The 17,832-nt window shown below is 76.2% G+C and carries 16 protein-coding genes and 1 pseudogene; 11 read left to right on the top strand and 6 right to left on the bottom strand.

What is annotated here, in order from left to right; genetic code table 11:
- Positions 1 to 47: 47 nt before the first annotated feature.
- The 4 genes and pseudogenes from MF406_RS09130 to MF406_RS09115 all read right to left on the bottom strand — a co-directional run.
- Positions 48 to 1,190: a PolC-type DNA polymerase III gene (locus tag MF406_RS09130; protein WP_242892164.1), complete on the bottom strand. Its 1,143-nt coding sequence runs from the start codon at positions 1,188 to 1,190 to the stop codon at positions 48 to 50.
- A 507-nt stretch (positions 1,191 to 1,697) separates the two neighbouring features.
- Entirely contained in the window at positions 1,698 to 2,303 is a 606-nt protein-coding gene (locus MF406_RS09125; RefSeq protein ID WP_242892161.1) for an SRPBCC domain-containing protein, read from the bottom strand.
- Complete coding sequence (locus MF406_RS09120) at positions 2,296 to 2,727, bottom strand: VOC family protein (RefSeq protein ID WP_242897746.1); 432 nt, start codon at positions 2,725 to 2,727, stop codon at positions 2,296 to 2,298. The genes MF406_RS09125 and MF406_RS09120 overlap by 8 nt, the downstream gene beginning before the upstream one ends.
- A gap of 93 nt (positions 2,728 to 2,820) precedes the next feature.
- A pseudogene (locus tag MF406_RS09115) lies at positions 2,821 to 3,054 on the bottom strand (ArsR/SmtB family transcription factor); the annotation flags it as partial.
- Positions 3,055 to 3,159: 105 nt separating this feature from the next.
- Between MF406_RS09115 and MF406_RS09110 the strand changes: the two are divergent.
- From MF406_RS09110 to MF406_RS09100, 3 genes are read left to right on the top strand one after another with little or no spacing between them, the layout of a single operon-like run.
- On the top strand, positions 3,160 to 4,200 hold the full coding sequence (locus tag MF406_RS09110) for a YafY family protein (RefSeq protein ID WP_242892158.1): 1,041 nt from the start codon (positions 3,160 to 3,162) through the stop codon (positions 4,198 to 4,200).
- Complete coding sequence (locus MF406_RS09105) at positions 4,193 to 5,152, top strand: YafY family protein (RefSeq protein ID WP_242892155.1); 960 nt, start codon at positions 4,193 to 4,195, stop codon at positions 5,150 to 5,152. The genes MF406_RS09110 and MF406_RS09105 overlap by 8 nt, the downstream gene beginning before the upstream one ends.
- Before the next feature lie 5 nt (positions 5,153 to 5,157).
- Positions 5,158 to 5,469 carry a hypothetical protein gene (locus MF406_RS09100; protein WP_242892153.1) on the top strand — a complete coding sequence of 104 codons (312 nt, stop codon included), beginning with the start codon at positions 5,158 to 5,160 and terminating at the stop codon, positions 5,467 to 5,469.
- 82 nt (positions 5,470 to 5,551) lie between these two features.
- On the opposite strand, the gene MF406_RS09095 is transcribed toward MF406_RS09100, so the two are convergent.
- Positions 5,552 to 6,601, bottom strand: a complete 1,050-nt coding sequence (locus tag MF406_RS09095; RefSeq protein WP_242892150.1) for a glycerophosphodiester phosphodiesterase family protein — start codon at positions 6,599 to 6,601, stop codon at positions 5,552 to 5,554.
- Positions 6,602 to 6,743: 142 nt separating this feature from the next.
- On the opposite strand from MF406_RS09095, the gene tatA reads away from it, so the two are divergent.
- The 6 genes from tatA to MF406_RS09065 all read left to right on the top strand — a co-directional run bounded on the left by tatA (position 6,744) and on the right by MF406_RS09065 (position 15,420).
- Positions 6,744 to 7,157 carry a Sec-independent protein translocase subunit TatA gene (gene tatA, locus MF406_RS09090; RefSeq protein WP_242892147.1) on the top strand — a complete coding sequence of 138 codons (414 nt, stop codon included), beginning with the start codon at positions 6,744 to 6,746 and terminating at the stop codon, positions 7,155 to 7,157.
- Between the two features lie 54 nt (positions 7,158 to 7,211).
- Positions 7,212 to 7,955, top strand: coding sequence for a twin-arginine translocase subunit TatC (gene tatC / locus MF406_RS09085; RefSeq protein WP_242892144.1), 744 nt, complete (start codon positions 7,212 to 7,214; stop codon positions 7,953 to 7,955).
- A 22-nt stretch (positions 7,956 to 7,977) separates the two neighbouring features.
- Positions 7,978 to 8,958 carry a diacylglycerol kinase family protein gene (locus MF406_RS09080; RefSeq protein ID WP_242892129.1) on the top strand — a complete coding sequence of 327 codons (981 nt, stop codon included), beginning with the start codon at positions 7,978 to 7,980 and terminating at the stop codon, positions 8,956 to 8,958.
- Positions 8,959 to 8,986: 28 nt separating this feature from the next.
- Positions 8,987 to 11,986, top strand: a complete 3,000-nt coding sequence (locus tag MF406_RS09075) for an RNA helicase (RefSeq protein WP_242892126.1) — start codon at positions 8,987 to 8,989, stop codon at positions 11,984 to 11,986.
- A 960-nt stretch (positions 11,987 to 12,946) separates the two neighbouring features.
- Positions 12,947 to 14,623, top strand: coding sequence for an apolipoprotein N-acyltransferase (gene lnt, locus MF406_RS09070; protein WP_242892123.1), 1,677 nt, complete (start codon positions 12,947 to 12,949; stop codon positions 14,621 to 14,623).
- Positions 14,620 to 15,420, top strand: coding sequence for a polyprenol monophosphomannose synthase (locus MF406_RS09065; RefSeq protein WP_242892121.1), 801 nt, complete (start codon positions 14,620 to 14,622; stop codon positions 15,418 to 15,420). The genes lnt and MF406_RS09065 overlap by 4 nt, the downstream gene beginning before the upstream one ends.
- A gap of 272 nt (positions 15,421 to 15,692) precedes the next feature.
- Here the strand turns inward: MF406_RS09065 and MF406_RS09060 are convergent, their stop codons facing one another.
- Positions 15,693 to 16,043, bottom strand: coding sequence for an RNA polymerase-binding protein RbpA (locus tag MF406_RS09060; protein WP_242892119.1), 351 nt, complete (start codon positions 16,041 to 16,043; stop codon positions 15,693 to 15,695).
- Between the two features lie 284 nt (positions 16,044 to 16,327).
- Between MF406_RS09060 and MF406_RS09055 the strand changes: the two genes are divergently transcribed.
- Both MF406_RS09055 and MF406_RS09050 read left to right on the top strand, forming a co-directional pair.
- Positions 16,328 to 16,993, top strand: a complete 666-nt coding sequence (locus tag MF406_RS09055; protein ID WP_242892117.1) for a biotin transporter BioY — start codon at positions 16,328 to 16,330, stop codon at positions 16,991 to 16,993.
- Positions 16,984 to 17,811 (top strand): alpha/beta hydrolase family protein, encoded by an 828-nt coding sequence (locus tag MF406_RS09050; RefSeq protein ID WP_242892115.1) that lies wholly within the window; start codon positions 16,984 to 16,986, stop codon positions 17,809 to 17,811. The genes MF406_RS09055 and MF406_RS09050 overlap by 10 nt, the downstream gene beginning before the upstream one ends.
- The last annotated feature ends 21 nt before the right edge of the window (positions 17,812 to 17,832 follow it).

Here is a 17,832-nt window from a genome sequence, read left to right as displayed (position 1 = left end):
CGATGCCCTGGGTCCAGCCGCCGCGGGACAACGAGAAGCCCGTGGGCTCAGTTGAGCGCGGGGCAGGTGGAGCGGTAGTGGCCGGGCTGGCGGCAGTGGCCGCAGCGGCGCACCGCTCGCGGCTTCGCCGGCGCCGTATGCGCGTCGATGGTGGCTGTGGAGGCGCCCGGTGCCGTCACGGTGCTCGCGCCGTCGCCGCCTGCGGGCTCGCTCGCGAGCGGGACGCCAGCGCCCCGCGGCGCTTCGATCAGTGGCCTCGTCGCCTCCGCAGCGGACAGGCTCGTCGGGGTGAGGTCGTCGAAGTAGTCCGGCACCCCGAGCAGCGTCGAGGCCTTGGTGAGCTGCCGCAGCTCGGCGGCGGTGAGCACGTCGTCAGCGAGGGCGACGTCCCTCATGGTCTCGAGGAAGCGCTCGTTGAGAGCGGCGACCTGCGCGGCACCCATGCCGGCGCTCCCGGCGGCACGTGCGAGCAGCTTCGCCTCCTCGCCGACGAGCTTGCCGTCGGCGAGCACCTCGGCGAGGGCCTCGAGGTAAACCTCCGCGGCAGCGTCGTCGACCTCTCCGGTGCTCATCGGCAGGCGCGCCAGCAGCGACGCCATCCAGCCGTCGGTCCCCTTCCGGAGCTCCACCGCCCGGGTCACCGGCGTGGCTCCGCGGCGATGGGCAGCTGCCATGCCATTGCCGGGCCGGCAGCCGTAGACCAGCGGCGCACCGTGCCGGTCGAGCATCATCGGCAGCAGGCGCCCGACGGCGCGGACGTCACCCAGCGCGGCGTGGGCGTCGACGAGCGGGATGCCGGCCTCCCGCGCGAGCGTCGCGAGCTTGTGGTTCGGCGTGTCGAACGTCTGCTGCCCGAGCCAGAGCGAGCACAGCGCCGGCAGCGAGGCGACCGAGATGCCCGCCCGGCTCAGCTCCGCGGCGAGGAAGCGCTCCTCGAACACCGCGTTGTGCGCGACGACGACCGCCCCTTCCAGCCGGGCGAGGACGTCCCCCGCTACGTCCGCGAAGAGCGGTGCGTTGCGGACAGCACCGTTGCTGATGCCGTGCACGAAGACGGGCCCGGTGTCACGGCCCTCGGGGTTGATGAGGGTGGCGTACTCGTCCTCGATTCGGCCGCTCGCGTCGACCCGCGCGACGGCGATCTCGATGACCCGGTCGCCCTTCGCGGGGGAGAACCCGGTGGTCTCCACGTCGATGACGGCGAAGGGTCCATCGTGCTGATAGCCGCTCCGACCTGGTCCGCCGTAGGTGAACAGCGGGCCGCTCCTGCCCGGTCTCGCGAAGGGCATCCGGTCGGCGGGCCCAGCGGGTTCGCGTGCCGTCTCGCCGCGCGGATGGGTGTACGTCGGTTGCCGCCGGCTCGTCGGCTGGCCGGAGGCGGTCGGTCGGCCGGAAACGGGCGGGTGTGCGGAGCTACGTGCCTTGTCCGCGGCGGACGGACGGTGCGTCGGCGCACCTCGCCGCTTCCGCCGGCGGAGCAGCCACCAGACGATCCCGGCGGCGATGAGCAATGCGATGACGGCGTCCATGGGGTCCCTGCGATCGTGTGGTCCTGACTAGCGCTCGAACGCTAGCGGCACCCACGGACATCGGACGCAACGCCCGGCCCGCAACGGGGACAAGATGGCAGGAACCCGACATCCAGGCCCCGCCTACCTGCGGCCTGGGCCCAGCCACCAGCTCCTGCCGAGCTCGACCTACCGCGACCCGCCGCTGTCGGCGTACGCCGCCTCGGCCGTGGCCCACTCCGCAGCCCGGAGCGTCGCCAACCGCAGCTCCTCCACCTCGTCGAGGACGTACCACTCCGTGCTCGGCCGGTCCGGCAGCACTCCGCGGAGGTACTCGCCGAGGTAGTGCAACGGCCCCTCCCAGCCGATCACGGGGCTGAACCTCGCGCCGGAGAGGTCCGTGTGGAAGACGTCTGCGACCGAGGCGTGCTCCAGCTCCAGCCAGGTCGCGTCGTCCCCGTCGGCGGTCAGGCGGACCTCGACCTGGTCGGCCTCGCCACGGTCGGGCGGGACCCACTCCAGGCGCAGCAGGTTCGGGGCGACGCAGGCGAGGATCCGGCCGCTGGCCTGGCCCTCGAACGCGTACCGGCCGCCGTCGCGGAGATCCCCGCTGAGCGGGAGGAAGTAGCGGTCGACGCGGTTTGGGGTAGTGACGGCCGCCCAGACGTCCTGGATCGGCGCTTCGAGACGGCGTCGGAGCACGGCCGCCGTCGCCGGGCCGTGGTCGGTCTGCGTGCTCGTCAGGCGGCGCTGCACGGCCCGCAGGCTGGCGTCCTGGTTGGCGATGTCATTCACTGCCGTGATCCCTGCTGGGGATGGTCGGGGCACCGGCCGGCTCGTACTGGTGGATCTGGATCAGGTTGCCGCAGGTGTCGTCGAACACCGCGGTGGTCGTCTGACCCATGGCCGTTGGCACCTGGGTGAAGTGCACACCGAGGCCGCGGAGCCGCTGGTACTCGGCGTCGACGTCGTCGACGGCGAACGAGGTGAACGGGATGCCGTCGGTGACCAGCGCGGTCCGGAACGGCGCCACCGCCGGGTGGCTGCTGGGTTCGAGCACCAGCTCCGTACCGTCCGGATCCTCCGGGGAGACCACGGTCAGCCACCGGTCCGTACCGATCGGCACGTCGTGCTTGGCCTCGAAGCCCAGCACCTCGGTGTAGAACCGCAGCGCCTTCTCCTGGTCGTCGACGAACACGCTGGCCCAGGCGATCTTCATTCCAGTCCTCTTATCCTTGGATGTCTCGGTGCCGCGGCCGCTGCTGCGGCCGTCGGCCTGGCCGCCGAGCCAACGCCCGACGATCGGCTCCAGCGGTGCGGTGTCGAGGTGATGGAACTTGTACCGGCCCCTGCGCTCGGTCTTGACCAGACCCGCCGCTTCGAGCACGTCGAGGTGCTGGGAGACCGCCTGCCGCGACGACGTCGACCCGTGGTTCGTCATCAGCCGGCCGCACAGCTCGAACAGCGTCTGCCCGTCCCGCGCGTGCAGCTCGTCGAGGATCGCCCGCCTGGTCGGGTCGGACAGTGCCTTGAAGACGTCGGCCACACCCGCACGTTAGGCAAGTAGCCACTTGCCTGTCAAGATCCTGCCGATTCTGCTGGGGTGCGGGCCCGTGTCAGCAGCAGAGCCGTCGGCCGGTACCGTGGGGACGTGGCCCAGCGTGTGGAGGCGGCCGAGCGGCTGCTCGACCTCGTTATCGCGCTGACGCACACTCCCCGGTGGATGACCAAGCAGCAGATCCGCAGCCAGGTCAACGGCTACGCCGACGCCGCCTCCGCGGAGGCCTTCGAGCGGATGTTCGAGCGCGACAAGGACCTGCTCCGCGAGCTGGGCGTGCCGCTCGTCCTCGTCCGGGACCCGGCCCACGACGACGACCTGGGCTACCGGGTGGACACCGAGGGCTACACCCTGCCGCCGGTATCGTTCACCCCGGCCGAGGTCGGCGTGCTCTCGCTCGCCGCCGAGGTTTGGCAGGACGCCGCTCTGCACGCCTCGGCCCGCCGCGCGATGACCAAGCTCCGCGCCGTCGGGCCCGCCCCGGACCCCGGCGCGCACACCGGCCTCGCCCTGCGCGTGCGCGGGCCGGAACCGGCCTTCGGCCCGCTGCTGGCGGCCATCGACGCGCGGCAGGCGGTCACCTTCACCTACCGCGCCGCGAGCACCGGGCAGGTCACCACCCGGACGGTCGAGCCGTGGCGGATCCTCAGCCGGGACCGCGGCTGGTACCTCCTCGGCCGGGACACCGACCGGCAGGCGCCGCGCGCGTTCCGCCTCTCCCGCATCCAGGGCCGGGTCCGGCCGACCGGTCCGGCCGGGGCGTTCACCGTGCCGGCCGACGTCGACGTCACCGCCCTGCTGCCCGCCCGGAGCCCGGCCGGCCTCGCCCGGCTCGCGGTGCTGCCCGACCGTGCCGCCGCGCTGCGGGCCCGCGCCGTGCCCGACGGCGCCGCTCCCGGCCGCGCCGTCGTCGGTCCGGACCGGCGCGGAGCCGACGAGACCCCGGCGCCCGCCGGGGAGGGCCCGCTCACCGACCGGGACCTGCTCACCGTGCCCTTCTCCGACCTGGAGATCGCCGCCGAGGAGATCGCCACCTACGCCGACGGCGTCCTCGTCCTCGACCCGCCCGAGCTGCGCGCCGCCGTCGTGCGCCGGCTCCGGGCGGTCACCGCCCTGGACGACGGCGATGCCTGAGCCCACCGCCGACCGGCTCACCCGGCTCCTCGCCCTGGTGGCCTACCTGCGCGACCACCCCGGCGTCCCGGTGCCCGACGTCGCCCGGCACTTCGGCGTCAGCGAGGCGCAGGTCCTCGCCGACGTCAACCTCCTGTGGGTCTCCGGCACCCCCGGCTACCTCCCGGACGACCTGCTCGACTTCTCCGCCGACGCCCTCGACCACGGCGTGCTCACCCTCACCCAGGCCCGCGGCATGGACCGCCCGCTGCGGCTCAGCCCGTCCGAGGCGATGTCCCTGCTCGTCGCGCTCCGCTCGCTCGCCGCGCTGGCCGACGGCGACCCCGCGCTAGACGCAGACGCCCTCCGCTCCGCCACCGCAAAGCTGCAGGACGCCGCCGGGCAGGCCGCCACCCAGGCCACCGCCGTGCACGTGGACGCCCCCGCCGCGGCCCCGGCCGCGCTGCCCACCCTCCGCCACGCCCTGGCCGAGGGCCGCCAGGTGCACCTGCGCTACGTCTCGGCCGCCGACGTCGTCACCGAGCGGGACGTGGACCCGGTCGAGCTCCGCGCGGACGGGGAGCGGTGGACGCTGCGGGCGTGGTGCCACCGCGCCCAGGACGCCCGCACCTTCCGGGTGGACCGGGTGCTCGCCGCGCAGGTCCTGCCAACCCCGGCCGCGGCGCACCCCGAGGTCGCCGACGCCGAGCCGGACTGGGCCGAGGGGCAGCCGGTGACCCTGCGGCTGGCCTCGCGGGCCCGGTGGGTCGCCGAGCACACGCCGGTGGAGTCCGTGACCGACCTGCCCGACGGCTCCCTCGAGGTGCGGCTGCGCGTCGCCGACCCGGCCTGGGTGACCAACCTGGTCCTGTCGCTGGGGGAGGCGGTCCTCGCCGTCCGGCCGGCCGGGCTGGCCCGGGCCGCCGCCGCCCGGGCGCGCCAGGCGCTGGCCGCCTACGACCACCTAGCCTGACCCTCATGTGGTGGCTGGTGTGGACCGTCCTCGTCCTCGCGGCGCTGGCCGTCGTCGGGCTGCTCGGGTGGCGGCTGTGGCAGCAGGTCCGGGCGCTCGGCCGGGAGGCGTCCCGGGCGGGGGAGGCCCTGGGCCGGCTCGACCAGGCGGACGACGGCGCCGCCCCGGCTCCGTACGTGCCGGCGCTGGCCGCCGGGCTTCCCGGCACGGACCGCGCCCATGCCGTCCGGGACCGGGTCCGGGCCGAGCGGGCCGGGCAGCGGCGCGCCCGGCTGGCGCGGGCGACGGCGCGGTGGCGCGCCGGGCGTCTCGCCTGACCTGCGAGGACTCGTCACGGCGGGCTGACGCCCGCCCCCACCGACGCAGACCGCACGATCCCCGGGCAGGCCTACCCGCGACTCAAGCAGGACCGGCGGCCGCCCGGCGGACGCGGTCGGGGTAGTCACTGATCACCCCGTCCACGCCGGCCGCGACGACGAGCGCCAGGTCGGCGGGGTCGTTGACCGTCCACGGCAGCACCGCCAGCCCGGCCGCGTGGGCGCGCTCGACGAAGGCCCGGTCGCAGACGAGGCTGGCAGAGCCTGCGCTCACCGTCCCGCCCTCCGGCGTCGGCGCCCCGCCGTCCGGCGCAACCTCGCCGGCTCCCGGCCCTGCCGCACCGCCGTCGGGCCCAGCCGCACCGACTCCCGGCCCGGCCGCACCCGCCGGGCCGGCATAGCCGGGGGCCACGGCGTCGACACCGAGGCTGACCGCGGCCGCGACCAGGTCGCCGTCGTGCGCGGCGTACTGGACCGGCCCGAGGAACGGGCTGCCCGGTGCCCACGTCTCCCCGACGGCGGCGAGCGCGGCGCGGGGGAGGCGCGGCGCCTGGGCGGCGACCAGGGGCAGGACCCGCCAGTCGAAGGACTCCAGGACCACCCGGTCGGCCGCGCCGGCCCGGTCGATCTCGGCCAGCACGGCGGGGACGAGCGCGTCGGGCGCGGCCGTCGTGCCGGCTCCGGGGTCGCACTTGAGCTCGACCAGGAACCACAGCCCTGGGGCGGCGTCCCGGGCGGCGGTGAGCACCTCCGCCAGCCGGGCGATGCGCGTCCCCGGCCGGGTGGCCTGCCCGGGGAAGCCCGGCTGGGCGCGGCTGCCCACGTCCAGGGTGGCGAGCTGGTCGTAGCTGAGGTCCGCGACCCGGCGCCCGACGTAGGGGAAGGCGGGGTCGCCGGGGGCGGCCGGGCGCGTGTCCCGGACCTTGGCGGGCAGCAGGACCGGGTCGTGCCAGACCACCACCTGACCGTCGGCGGTGAGCTGGACGTCGATCTCGACGGCGGTCGCGCCCAGCTGGGCGGCCCGGAACACGCTGGGCACGGTGTTCTCCACCAGGTGCCCGCGCGCGCCGCGGTGCCCGATGACCTCCAGCCGCCCGGGCTGCCAGGGGACTGCTCGGGTGCTGGCCGACATGGTCCCTTCCCTCCGGCGCCAGGCGCCGCGCCGCCCGGGCCCCGCCCGGACCGCGCCCGCGCCCCGTCCCAGCACGAACCAGCGCCAATCTCGGCAGACGGAACCGTTATCCTGACCTGGCCCCCAACCCGAAGGTGGTCCCATGCGCGGCGCGCTCCAACCCTGGCACATCATCGTCGTAGTGCTGGTGATCCTGCTGGTCTTCGGCGCATCCAAGCTGCCCGACATCGCCAGCAGCATCGGCAAGTCGCTCAAGGTGTTCAAGAAGGAGGTCAAGGAGCTGCGCGAGGACGACGACGCCCCCGCGTCCTCCTACTCGGCGACCGGCGGGCAGCCGCCGGCAGGCCCGACCGGGTACCCGGGCCGTCCGGGCACCGCCCCGCCGGGCGGCCAGGCCTACGCGCCCCCGGCCCAGCAGCCCTACCCACCGCCGGGCCACCAGCCCGACCCGGCCCAGGGCAACCAGCCGTACCCGCCGCCGGGCCGGCAGCCCGGACAGGGCGACCAGCCCTACCCCCAGGACGAGCCGGGTCCCCGGCCTCCCCAGCAGCCCTGAGGCGTGGCGGCACCGGGTCGCGCGCGCTCCCGCCGGCGCGACCCGGAGGGGCGCATGCCTCTCCGGGAGCACCTGCGTGAGCTGCGCCGACGCATCCTGTGGGCGGCGCTCGGTCTGCTGGTCGGCGCCGTCGTCGGCTGGGTGGTGTACGACCCGATCGTCGTCGCCATGCAGGCGCCGCTGGAGGTCATCGCCAGCCGCGGCCGGCTGGCCCAGCTCAACTTCGGCACCGTCGGCTCGGCCTTCGACCTGAAGATCCAGGTGGCGCTGTTCCTCGGCGTGTTCCTGTCCAGCCCGTGGTGGATCGGCCAGCTGTGGATGTTCGTCGTCCCGGGGCTGACCCGCAAGGAGCGGCTGTACTCGCTGTCCTTCATCCTCGCCGGCGCCGTGCTGTTCGTCGCCGGCGGCGCGCTCGCCTGGTGGGTCCTGCCCCACGCGGTGCAGATGCTGACCGCCTTCACCCCGGACCTGGCGGTCAACCTCCTCGACGCCCGCACCTACTACACCTTCTTCATGCGGGTCATCCTGGCCTTCGGGCTGGGCTTCCTGCTGCCGCTGGTCATGGTCGGCCTGAACTTCCTCGGGGTCGTCGCCGGGCGCACCTACCTCAAGGCCTGGCGGTGGGCGGTGATCGGCTGCTTCGTCTTCACCGCCGTCGTCAACCCCCTGCCCGACGCCTGGTCGATGATCGCCATGGGCGTGCCGCTGTGCGGGATGTACTTCGCGGCGGTGGGCATCTCCCTGCTCCGCGACCGCCGGGTGGCCAGGCGGCGCCGGGCGGCCGAGGCGACGGCGTGAGCCGCGCCGCCGCCGGAGCGGCGTGCCACCGCCCCACGACCGGGGCGACCACGTGACCCCCCGGCGGCCGGCCCGGACCGGGCGGGTCGGCGTCGTCGTCAACCCCACCGCCGGCCGCGGCCGCGGGGCCCGCGTCGCGGCGGACGTGCGGGCCGGGCTCGCCGCCGCCGGGCTGCAGCCGCTGGACCTGTCCGGGACCGACGTCGGCGACGCCCTGGCCCGCGCCCGGCAGGGCCTGGCGCAGGGCCTGGACGCGCTCGTCCTGGTCGGCGGCGACGGCGTGGTGCACCTGGGCGCGAACGCGGTGGCCGGCACCGGGGTGCCGCTCGGCCTGGTCGCCGTCGGCACCGGCAACGACATCGCCCGCGACCTGGGCCTGCCGGTGCGCGACGTCGGCGCCTCCCTCGACGTGCTGCGCTCGGCGCTGGCCCCCGGCCTGGTCCGGTCCCGCGAGCTCGACGCCGTCGCCGTCTCCCGGCCCGGCGGCCTGGTCACCCACTGGTACCTGGCCGTGCTGTCCTGCGGGATCGACGCCGCGGTCAACGCGCGCGCGAACCGGCTCCGCTGGCCGGCCGGCGGCGGGCGGTACGTCCGCGCGCTGACCGCCGAGCTCGGCGCGTTCCGGCCCTTCGGGTACCGGGTGACGATGGACGGGGAGGTGTGGGAGGGGGACGGGACGCTGGTCGCCGTCGCCAACACCAGCTGCTTCGGCGGCGGGATGCGCATCGCCCCGGACGCCGAGCCGGACGACGGGCTGCTCGACGTCGTCCTCGCCGACGGCCTGCCGCGGGCCACCCTGCTGCGGGTCTTCCCCCGGCTCTACCGGGGCAGCCACGTCCGGCACCCGGCCGTGCAGGTGCGCCGGGCCCGCAGCGTGCGCATCGAGCCGCTGCCCGAGCGGGGCGCGGTGCCGCCGCCGGCGATGGCCGACGGCGAGACGCTGGACGCCCTGCCGCTGCAGTGCGACCTGCACCCGCGGGCGGTGAGCGTGCTCACCGGCTGAGCCCTCCGTACCGACGTACGCTCGGCTCATGACCTCACCGGCCGAGCGGTACGCCGCCTTCCGCCGTCGTCAGCAGGCCGAGGCCTCCGAGCTGGCCCGCTTCCGCACCCGGCTCGGCTTCGAGCTCGACGACTTCCAGGTCCAGGCCTGCGAGGCGGTGGAGGCCGGCCACGGCGTCCTGGTCGCCGCCCCGACCGGGGCCGGGAAGACGGTGGTCGGGGAGTTCGCCGTCCACCTCTCCCTGGTCACCGGCCGCAAGGCGTTCTACACCACCCCGATCAAGGCGCTGAGCAACCAGAAGTACCTCGACCTGGCCGCCGTGCACGGCCGGGAGAACGTGGGCCTGCTCACCGGGGACACCTCGATCAACGGCTCCGCGCCGATCGTGGTGATGACCACCGAGGTGCTGCGGAACATGCTCTACGCCGCCTCGCCCACCCTGGCCGGGCTGGGGTACGTGGTGATGGACGAGGTGCACTACCTCGCCGACCGGTTCCGCGGCCCGGTGTGGGAGGAGGTGATCATCCACCTCGACCCGGCCGTGCAGGTGGTCTCGCTGTCCGCGACGGTGTCCAACGCGGAGGAGTTCGGCGACTGGCTCACCACCGTGCGCGGCAACACCGCCGTCGTCGTCTCCGAGCACCGGCCCGTCCCGCTGTGGCAGCACATGATGGTCGGCTCCCGGCTGCTCGACCTCTACGCCGCGCACGTGGACCCCACCGCGGTGCGCGGGGACCCGCCGCTGAGCCCGGAGCTGGTCGAGGCCGTCCGCCGCGCCCAGCGCACCGGCAGCGCCCGCGGCGCCGCCGGGCGGGGCGGCCGCGGGTCGGCCGGGCGGGACCGGCACGGGCAGGGCGGCCGCGGGCAGGGCCGGCGCGGCCCGGACCGGCACGCCCGGGACCGCCGGGACCGCCCAGGCGACGGCGCCCGGTTCGGTCCGCGGGTGCGCCCGGCGCCCCGGCCGGTCGTCGTCGACCGCCTCGACCGGGCCGGCCTGCTGCCGGCGATCGTGTTCATCTTCTCCCGGGCCGGGTGCGAGGCCGCGGTGCACCAGACCGTCGCCGCCGGCGTCCGGCTGACCACCGCCGCCGAGGCGGCCACCATCCGGGAGGTGGTCGAGCAGGCCACCGCCGCGGTGCCGCCGGAGGACCTGGCGGTGGTGGGCTACGACGCCTGGGCGCTGGCCCTGGAGCGCGGGGTCGCGGCGCACCACGCCGGGCTCCTGCCGGTGTTCAAGGAGACGGTCGAGCAGCTCTTCACCGCCGGGCTGATCAAGGTGGTCTACGCCACCGAGACCCTGGCGCTGGGCATCAACATGCCGGCCCGGTCGGTGGTGCTGGAGTCGCTGACCAAGTGGAACGGCAGCGCCCACGTCCAGCTCACGCCCGGGGAGTACACCCAGCTGACCGGGCGGGCCGGCCGGCGCGGCATCGACGTCGAGGGCCACGCGGTGGTGCTGTACAGCGACGAGATCGACCCGGTGGCGGTGGCCGGCCTGGCCTCCCGGCGCACCTACCCGCTGCGCTCGGCGTTCCACCCCACCTACAACATGGCCGTCAACCTGCTCGCCACCATGCCCGCGGCCCGGGCCCGGGAGGTGCTGGAGACCTCCTTCGCCCAGTTCCAGGCCGACCGCGGGGTGGTCGGGCTGGCCCGGCAGGCGGCCCGGCTGGCCGAGACGGTCGCCGAGTACGAGCGGGCGATGACCTGCCACCTGGGCGACTTCACCGAGTACGCCGAGCTGCGCCGGCAGATCAAGGCCCGCGAGGCGGACCTGTCCCGGGAGCGCTCGCACGCCCAGCGGGCCACCGCCCGGCGCTCGATGGAGGGACTGCGCCGGGGGGACGTGGTGAGCTTCGCCCGCGGGCGGCGCAGCGCGCACGCCGTCGTGCTGGAGGCCGAGGCCGGCGGGTTCGACGGCCCCCAGCTGCGGCTGCTCACCGACGAGCGGCAGGTCCGCACGCTGACCGCCGTCGAGGCGCCGGGCGGGGTCCGGGTGGTCGGCAAGGTCCGGGTGCCCAAGGGCTTCAACCCCCGCAACCCGGCCCAGCGGCGGGACCTGGCCTCCTCGCTGCGGAACGCCCTGGCGGAGGGCCGGCTGGACGCCGGCGGGCCGGGCCGGGGCGGGCGGGAGCCGTCGACGGCGACGTCGGACGAGGAGCTGGCGCGGCTGCGCGAGCGGCTGCGGAACCACCCCTGCCACGGCTGCGCCGACCGGGAGGAGCACGCCCGCTGGGCGCAGCGCTGGGAGCGGGCCAAGGAGGAGCAGGAGGCGCTGCTCGCCCGGATCCAGCGCCGCACCGGAACCATCGCCGACGACTTCGACAAGGTGTGCGCGGTGCTCCTGGACCTGGGGTACCTGGCGGCCGACGACGGCGGGCCGGGGGCCGGGGCTGGTGCCGACGGCGCCCGGGGGAGCGGGGGCGGGGCCGGCCGGGGGAGCGGCGACGGCGCCCGGGGGAGCACCGGGGCCCGTGGCATCCCCGGCGATGGCGCCCGCGCGGGTGCGCTCCGCGTGACCGAGGACGGCCGCTGGCTGGCACGGCTCTACGCCGAGAAGGACCTCCTGCTCGCCCAGTGCCTGCGCCGCGGCGCCTGGGACACCCTGTCCCCGGCCGAGCTGGCCGCCGTGGTGTCCACCACCGTCTACTCCGCCCGCACCGAGACCCCCAGCGGCGCCGGGCCGCTGCCCGGCGGGCCGCACGGCCGGCTCGGGCAGGCGCTGGACGCCACGGTGGCCCTGGCCACCGAGCTGACCGAGCTCGAGCGCCAGCACCGGGTGACGCCGATGGAGCCCGTCGACCTCGGCCTCGTCGCCGCGGTGCACACCTGGGCCCAGGGCGCCCCGCTGGCCGACGCCCTGCTGGTCGCGGACCTCGGGGCCGGGGACTTCGTCCGCTGGTGCAAGCAGGTGCTGGACGTGCTGGACCAGGTCTCGGTGGCCGCCCCGCAGGCGCGGCTGGCCCAGCGGGCCCGGGAGGCGATGGGCCTGGTCCGGCGCGGGGTGGTGGCCTGGTCCACGGTGTGACCTGGCCGCGGCCGGGCACCGGAGCGACCGGGCACCGGAGCGGCCGGGCGCGCCGAGGACGGGCACGACCTGGAGCACCGCGACCGCGAGCGCGACGCCGGCCACGAGCGCCACGCCGGCCACGAGCGGCGCGGCGACCGCGAGGACGGGCCAGCGGTGTTCGTGAACGACCACAATGTGCCCGGACAGGGCCTTCTCGGCGCACGCCGACCTGCAGCTTTACCGCCGCGCCGCGGACGCGGAGGGGACTTTGTGGTCGTTCACGAGCACCCCTGCTCCCGCCGAGGGTCGGGAGGAGGGTCGGCGGGGCCGAGCCGGCCCGGCTCGGAGTGTCCGTCAAGCACGACCCGCCTGACGTTAACGACCACCGCGTCGCCCGGTGCCCCGGGCCCTGTCCGACGCCCCGCCCGCCGCCCGGATGCACGTCCGACCCGGACTCCGGGCCGTCACCGTCCGTTGGTCCCGGCGTTACCACACCGACCCGACCCAGACACCGACGACACGCCGGGGCCGACACGCCGAATGTCCTTCTCGATGTCCCCAGGCGCACGACCCTCGGACCTGCTCGCTCGCCTCTGACCTGCAGTAATGGTCGCTTGTTCCGGGCGACGCGGGAGCGCTACGTTCGGAACCTGTCCCCCGGGGAGCTGGCCCTGCGCAGCGGACCTGCTGCGTGCGGCTGCCCCCGGTAACAGTGACCAGGCCCGCGTGCCCAGTAGAAAACGGATGGTCCTTCGGCCAGCCGGTCCGAAGGGCACGCGGGTCTGTTGTCTCTGCAGCGGGTGCGAGGTCGGCCGCTCCGACGGGCACGCAGGTCTGCTGTCTCTGTCGCAGCTGCTGCGCCGGCGGCCCAGCGGTCACTCCCGTCAGCTCTCTCAGCGGTCGGGCGAGCCCCTCCCGCCGGCGAACCGGGCCCCGGCCCCACCGGCTCCGACCGCCGCCCCAACCTAGACTGACGAGGTGCCCCGCCCCGTCCCCTCCCGCCTCGGGTCGCTGCTGCTCGCCGCGGCCGGCGGGGTGGCGCTCTGGGCGGCGTTCCCCCGGCTGTCCTGGTGGCCGCTGGCCTACCTCGGCGTGGCGCTGCTGCTGCTGGCGCTGCGCCGAGACAGCGCCTGGTGGGGGTGGCTGGTCGGGTTCGTGGCCGGCCTGGCGTTCTTCCTGCCGCTGCTGCGGTGGGCGGACGAGGCGGTGGGGGAGCCGATCGGGTGGGTGGCGCTGTCGGTCGCCGAGGCGGCCGCCGTCGGTGTCTTCGGCGCGGCCTGGGTGATCGCCCGGCGCGTGCCGTGGGTCGCCCGCCGGCCGTGGCTGCAGGCGGTCCTGGCCGCCGTGGTCTGGGTGGCCGTGGAGCAGCTCCGCGGGCGCTGGCCGTTCGGCGGGTTCCCGTGGGGGCTGCTGGCCTTCTCCCAGGCCGACGCCCCGGTGGTGCGGCTGGCTGCCTGGGGCGGGACGCCCCTGGTCAGCGGCGTCGTCGTCCTCGTCGGGGCCCTGCTGGCCGCCGCGCTGGTCAGCCTCCGGCGCGCCCGGGTGGGCGCCGGCGCCGGCGCGCTCGTCGTGGCGGGCGCGCTGGCGGTCGGGCCGGCGCTGGTGCCGCTGGGCACCCGGGCGGAGGCCGGGACGCTGCGCCTCGGCGCGGTGCAGGGCAACGTCCCGACCCAGGGCGCGGAGGCGATGTCGCAGGCCCGCGCGGTGGCCGCGAACCACGCCGCGGGCACGGTGGCGCTGGCCGAGCGCGCCGGGCGCGGGGCGCTGGACCTGGTGGTGTGGCCGGAGAGCGCCTCGGACATCGACCCGCGCACCGACCCGGACGTCGCCGCCGTCGTCGACCGTGCCGCGGCCGCGGTGGACGCCCCGCTGCTGCTCGGCACCCAGCGCTTCTTCACGGACACCCGCTACAACGACTACCTGCTCTGGCAGCCCGGCGTCGGCGCCGGCCCGGCCTACACCAAGCAGCACCCCGTGCCGTTCGGGGAGTACATCCCCTACCGGGACTTCTTCCGCACCTTCACCTCGGCGGTGGACCTGGTGAGCCTGGACATGGCGGCCGGCACCGGACCGGGCGTCCTGGCCGTGCCGGTGGCGCGGCTGGGCCGGGACGTGCCGGTCGCCGTCGGGATCTGCTTCGAGGTGGCCTACGACGACCTCATCGCCGACGGCGTGCGCCGCGGCGGGGAGCTGATCGTGGTCCCGACGAACAACGCCTCCTTCGGCCGCTCGGCCGAGGCGGAGCAGCAGCTGGCCATCTCCCGGTTCCGGGCGGTCGAGCACGGCCGCACGGTGGTGCAGGTCTCCACGGTCGGGGTCAGCGGGATCGTCGGTCCGGACGGGACGCCGGTGGCCAGCACCGGCCTGTTCACCGCCGAGGAGATGACCGCCGCCGTGCCGCTGCGGACCTCCCTGACCTGGGCCGCCCGGCTGGGTGGCTGGCCGGCGGCCGTCGTCCAGCTCGTGGCGGCCGCGGCCGTGCTGGCCGGTCTGGTCGCGGGTCGGGGCCGGCGGGGCCGGGGTCCAGCGGCTGGGTTCGACGACGGCGAGACGCGCGGCGACGGCGGGACGCACGGGGCTCCCGACGGCGGCGGCACGCCGGGCACGCGCGGTGCCCGCGACGGACGGCCGGCGCCGGCCAGGAGCGGCCGATGAGGACGCTCGTCATCATCCCCACCTACGACGAGCGCGACACCCTGCCCGGCACGCTCGCGCGCACCCGGGCCGCGGTGCCGGGCGCCGACGTGCTGGTCGTCGACGACGCCAGCCCGGACGGGACGGGCGCGGTCGCCGACGCCGCGGCGTCCGCCGACCCGGCCGTGCACGTGCTGCACCGGGCCGGGAAGGAGGGCCTGGGCCGGGCCTACGTCGCCGGGTTCGGCTGGGCGCTGGCCCGCGGCTACGACCTCGTCGTCGAGATGGACGCCGACGGCTCGCACCGGCCCGAGCAGCTCCCCGCCCTGCTGGCCCGGGCCGCCGCGTCGGACGCCCCCGACCTCGTGCTCGGCTCGCGGTGGGTGCCCGGGGGAGAGGTGGTCAACTGGCCGCGCCGCCGGCTGCTGCTCTCCCGGGCCGGGAACCTGTGGGTCCAGCTGGCGCTGGGGGTGCCGGTGCGCGACGCCACCGGCGGCTTCCGGGTCTACCGGGCCACGACGCTGCGGGCGCTGCCGCTGGCGGAGATCCAGTCCCAGGGCTACTGCTTCCAGGTGGACATGACCTGGCGGGTGCACCGCGCCGGGGGGCGGGTCGTGGAGGTCCCGATCAGCTTCGTCGAGCGGGCCGAGGGGCGCTCGAAGATGACCCGCGCGATCGTCCTGGAGGCGTTGTGGCGCACGACGGCGTGGGGCGTGGCGCACCGCGCGCGGCAGCTGCGGCGCTGGCTCGGACGGGTGTCGCGGCGGGGGTCCGCGCGGCAGCGGCCGTGGATGGCACCGCGGTCTGAGCGGCGCTGACGAGCGCCAGGCTCGCCCTTGGCTTCAACCCATGCCGGCGGCTGGCCGGCTACGGCCGGACGGGCCGCCGTCGACGGGCGGGCCGCCGTCGACGGGCGGGCCGCCGTCGACGACCGCACCGGCCGCCGTCGACCGCCGGACGGGCAGCCGACGACGACCGCACCGGCCGCCGTCGTCCGCGTCCGACGGCGACCGCGGACCGCCCCCTGGACGTGCAGCGGCCCGCCCGGTTGGGGGATACCGGGCGGGCCGCAGATGGGTGGGCGCGTGCCTCAGGCGCTGCGCCGGCGCAGCTCACCGCTGCGCAGGAGCTGCAGGCGCTCCTCCAGGAGCACCTCGAGCTCGTCGATGGAGCGCCGCTCCAGGAGCATGTCCCAGTGCGTGCGCGGCGGCTTCACCGGCTTCTTCGGCTCGGGCTTGGTGGCGTCGCGCAGCAGGGCCTCCTTGCCGCACCGGCACTCCCACACCGGCGGCAGCTCGGCCTCGACCGAGAACGGCAGGGTGAAGGTGTGCCCGTCCGGGCAGGTGTACTCGGCCGTGATGCGCGGCGCGAAGTCCACGCCCTCCTCGGACTCGAGGCTGTTCGCGCCGATCTTCATGCCACGTAGTGAGCGCTCTGCCATGTGCATCTCCCTCGCTCGTATCCGCTTGCCGGCGCGTGATCCGCTGGCCGGTCTGCAGGCGGGCACGTCGGCCCACCGCCCTCATCGATCCACCCGGTCCAACGCCGGTACCCGTCCAGGTGTTCCATCCGCCGGGGACGTCGGGTGTGAGCCGGGACAAGTCCTGGGCGGCCGCGTCGCCCGGCGCCGGGGTGCGGCATGCTTGGGCCCGACCCTACCGACCCCAGTGAGCCACCGTGCCGGTTCGCCACCGCGCACCCGCCGACCCTGCCGAGGAGCCGCCCATGTCCGCCGTCGCCGCCCCGGTCCTCGCCGACGTCCTGCCCCGCACCCGGCTGCGCGACGCCGCCCTGGTGCTCGGCGGCACCGCCTTCGTCGCGGTCGTAGGGCAGGCGGAGGTGCCGCTGCCGTTCACGCCCGTCCCGCTCACCCTCGGGACGTTCGGCGTCCTGCTGGTCGGGGCGGCGCTCGGGCCGGTGCGGGCCGGGCTGAGCCTGACGCTGCTGGTGCTCCTCGGCGTCGCCGGCGTCCCGGTCTTCGCCGGCGGCGGCAGCGGGTGGGCGCTGGCGTCCTTCGGGTACGCCGTCGGGTACGTGCCGGCCGGGGTGCTGCTCGGCTGGCTGGCCCGCCGCGGCGCCGACCGCTCGGTGTGGCGGACCGCGCTGGGCGCGGTGGCGAGCACCGCCGTCGTCTACCTGGTCGGGGTGCCCTGGCTGATGGGGTTCCTCGGCGTGGGGCTCGGCCAGGCGCTCGCGCTCGGCGTGGTGCCCTTCCTCGTCGGCGACGTGGTCAAGGCGGTGGCCGCCGCCGCGCTGCTGCCCGGCACCTGGCGGCTGCTCGGCCGCGCGGGGCGTGCCCCGGGCGGCGCCGGCGCGTACCGTGCCGGCGCGGGCGGTGCCCGCGCGGACCACGCCCCGGCGCCCGGCCGGGAGGCTGACCGGTGGCGCTGATCCGCTGCGACTTCTTCTCCGACGTGCTCGGGATCAGCACGTCGATGCAGGTGATCCTGCCGCAGCCGACGACGGCCCAGATCGGCATGGCCGGCGCGGCCGTGGCGGGGGAGCCCCCGGTGCTGTACCTGCTGCACGGCCTGTCCGACGACGCGACCACCTGGGTGCGGCGGACCTCGGTGGAGCGCTACGTCGCCGACCGCGGTCTGGCGGTGGTCATGCCGCAGGTGGACCGCAGCTTCTACGTCGACGAGCACCACGGCAACCGCTACGGCACCTTCCTCACCGAGGAGCTGCCCGTGCTCGTCCACCGGTTCTTCCGGGTCTCCGACCGGCCGGCGGACACCTTCGTCGCCGGGCTCTCCATGGGCGGGTACGGGGCGATGCGGTGGGCGCTGACCGCCCCGGAGCGGTTCGCGGCCGCGGCGAGCCTGTCCGGGGTGCTCGACGTCGCCGGCCGGGGTGACCGCGGCCGGCCGGACCTGTCCCGCCGGGTGTTCGGGCCGGCGCCGCTGCGGGGCAGCGAGCACGACCTGCTGGCGCTGCTGGACCGGGCCGACCCGGCGGCGCTGCCGGCGCTGTACGCCTGCTGCGGGACCGAGGACGAGCTCCTGGCCGACAACGAGGTGTTCGCAGCCGCCGCGGCCGCGGCCGGCGTGCCACTGCGCTACGTCACCGGCCCGGGCCGGCACGACTGGGCGTACTGGGACGCCCAGATCCAGGACGTGCTGGACTGGCTGCCGCTCGGCCAGGCCGGCACCGGCGACGACGGCACCGGCGGTGGCGCCGCGAGAGAGCAGCCCCTCCGCGCTCGGTGATGGCGGCAGGCGCTGCGGCGC

The sequence above is a fragment of the Georgenia sp. TF02-10 genome (assembly GCF_022759505.1).
In the GTDB taxonomy this organism is placed as follows: domain Bacteria; phylum Actinomycetota; class Actinomycetes; order Actinomycetales; family Actinomycetaceae; genus TF02-10.
The sequence above is the reverse complement of the archived record's forward strand: the minus strand, read 5'-3'. Positions and strand labels throughout refer to the sequence as shown.

Coding starts and splice junctions, on each gene's coding strand:
- MF406_RS09120 (WP_242897746.1), bottom strand. CDS start 2,727: ATGAAGATCGCCTGGGCCAGCGTGTTCGTCGACGACCAGGAGAAGGCG.
- MF406_RS09065 (WP_242892121.1), top strand. CDS start 14,620: ATGAGGACGCTCGTCATCATCCCCACCTACGACGAGCGCGACACCCTG.
- tatC (WP_242892144.1), top strand. CDS start 7,212: ATGCCTCTCCGGGAGCACCTGCGTGAGCTGCGCCGACGCATCCTGTGG.
- MF406_RS09100 (WP_242892153.1), top strand. CDS start 5,158: ATGTGGTGGCTGGTGTGGACCGTCCTCGTCCTCGCGGCGCTGGCCGTC.
- MF406_RS09105 (WP_242892155.1), top strand. CDS start 4,193: ATGCCTGAGCCCACCGCCGACCGGCTCACCCGGCTCCTCGCCCTGGTG.
- tatA (WP_242892147.1), top strand. CDS start 6,744: ATGCGCGGCGCGCTCCAACCCTGGCACATCATCGTCGTAGTGCTGGTG.
- MF406_RS09095 (WP_242892150.1), bottom strand. CDS start 6,601: ATGTCGGCCAGCACCCGAGCAGTCCCCTGGCAGCCCGGGCGGCTGGAG.
- MF406_RS09060 (WP_242892119.1), bottom strand. CDS start 16,043: ATGGCAGAGCGCTCACTACGTGGCATGAAGATCGGCGCGAACAGCCTC.
- MF406_RS09055 (WP_242892117.1), top strand. CDS start 16,328: ATGTCCGCCGTCGCCGCCCCGGTCCTCGCCGACGTCCTGCCCCGCACC.
- MF406_RS09075 (WP_242892126.1), top strand. CDS start 8,987: ATGACCTCACCGGCCGAGCGGTACGCCGCCTTCCGCCGTCGTCAGCAG.